Source organism: Neisseria sp. HMSC70E02, assembly GCF_001838645.1.
GTDB lineage: Bacteria > Pseudomonadota > Gammaproteobacteria > Burkholderiales > Neisseriaceae > Neisseria > Neisseria macacae.
Genome location: NZ_KV838124.1, coordinates 1 through 1815, shown reverse-complemented (window position 1 = coordinate 1815; position 1815 = coordinate 1). Strand labels below are relative to the sequence as shown.

Here is a 1815-nt window from a genome sequence, read left to right as displayed (position 1 = left end):
TGTCCACCGCGTCTTTCGCCGCTACGCCTTTGGCAATGTTGGCTTTGGCTTCGTCAGTCAGATCCAAAGCGTAATCGGTTACGCCGTCGGCGTCTTTCGCGCCTTCGCTGACTTTAACCGCACCGTTAGCCGCTTGGCTGAGGGTGGTCTTGTCGGCATTGACGGTGTACTCGGTGTTGTTGCCGTCCACTTTTTCGCTGACGGTCACGTTCTTACCGGCGACGACGGTGGTGGTTTTTTCGGTTGCGGCGAGTTGTTCGTTCAACTGGGCGACGTTGACGGCGTCGGTGGCTTTCACACCTTTGGCTACGTTGGCAATCTTGTTGCCGCCGTTGTTCAAACCGGAAGTAGTCAGGGACACTTGGCTTGGCGAACCGTCCGCACCGATCTTCAGACCTTCTCCGCTCAGTACGCTGTTGCCGGAGATGAAGCTGTCGGCCAGTACGGTAGTAGCGGAAACCGTACCGAATTCAACGTCGTCTGAAGTCTCAACCGTCAGCTCTTTACCGCTGCGTTTCACTCGGATGTTCTTACCTTGTTTCACGGTCACGGTGTCGCCTGCAGCGATTTTTTCGCTGTCGGCTTCGTCGTTGGCTTTCAAGTTCCAGCCTTTACCTACGGTCTCTTTAACTGCTGCAATCGCGTCGTGAACATTGTCTTTGCCTGTACCGCCGATGTTGGCAGTGGATACATTGCCGTTCTCGTTCTTGGCTTCTCCGCCCAAGATGGTTTTCAGGTTCACTTGGGTTGCATCCAGCTGGGCTTCGGTCGCGGCTTTGTTCGATCCTGCCAATGGGGCGCTGCCCAAGGTGGTGTTGGTCAGTCCGCTGACAATGCCTTCTTTACCGTCAATCACTACCGGTTTACCGCCGTTCGCTGCGTCTTTGCCGATGGTGACTTTCTCGGCCAGGCTGAAGTCGATCGCTTTGCCTGTACCGCTTGTGGTAACGATGTTCTTGTCTTTGCTTGTGTAGGTAACGGTATCGCCCAAGTTCACTTTTTCAGACGACCCGTTGTCCGCAACGATGTTCAGACCTTTGCTGACTTCTTCGCCCACTTTATCCAAAGCGTCTTGAACTGTACCAACAGCATCATGTTTCGTACCGTCTGCTTTAGTTACAGTAAAGACAGGAGCTTCAATCGCACCAGTAATCGGGTTGATGCTGCTATTCAACGCTTTGGCAATCGGGTTCAGCTGGCTGACGTTAACCGCATCAGTATCTGCCACACCTTTGGCTACGTTGGCGATTTTGTTGCCGCCATTGTTCAGACCGGAAGTAGTCAGAGACACTTGGCTCGGAGAGCCGTCTGCACCGATCTTCAGACCGTCGGTAGTCAAGACGCTGTTGCCTGCGATAACACTTTCGGCAACCACGCTGGTCGCTGCCACTGAATCAGCTTTGACATGATCAAACTCAACGTCGTCTGAAGTTTCAACCGTCAGATCTTTGCCGCTGCGTTTCACTCGGATGTTCTTACCTTGTTTCACGGTCACGGTGTCGCCTGCGGCGATTTTTTCGCTGTCGCTGTCGGCTTCGTCGTTCGCTTTCAGCTTCCAGCCTTTCTCGGCAGTCTCTTTCACTGACTTGATCGCGTCGTGAACGTTGTCTGCTCCAGTCTCACCGATGTTGCTGGTCGTAACGTTGCCTTTGTCGTTGGCTGCCTCACCACCCAAGATGGTCCTCAGGTTCGCTTGGGTTTCGTTCAGCTGCTCTTCGGTCGCAGCTTGACCTTTGGTGGCAAAGTCCGCACCGCCCAACGTTTTGTTGGTCAGTCCGCTTACTGTACCGGTCGTACCGTCAATCACAACTGGTT

The 1815-nt window shown here is 53.8% G+C and carries 1 pseudogene; it reads right to left on the bottom strand.

Going from position 1 to position 1815, the window contains the following annotated elements:
• Window positions 1–1815: pseudogene (locus HMPREF3277_RS11355) on the bottom strand (hypothetical protein); the annotation flags it as partial.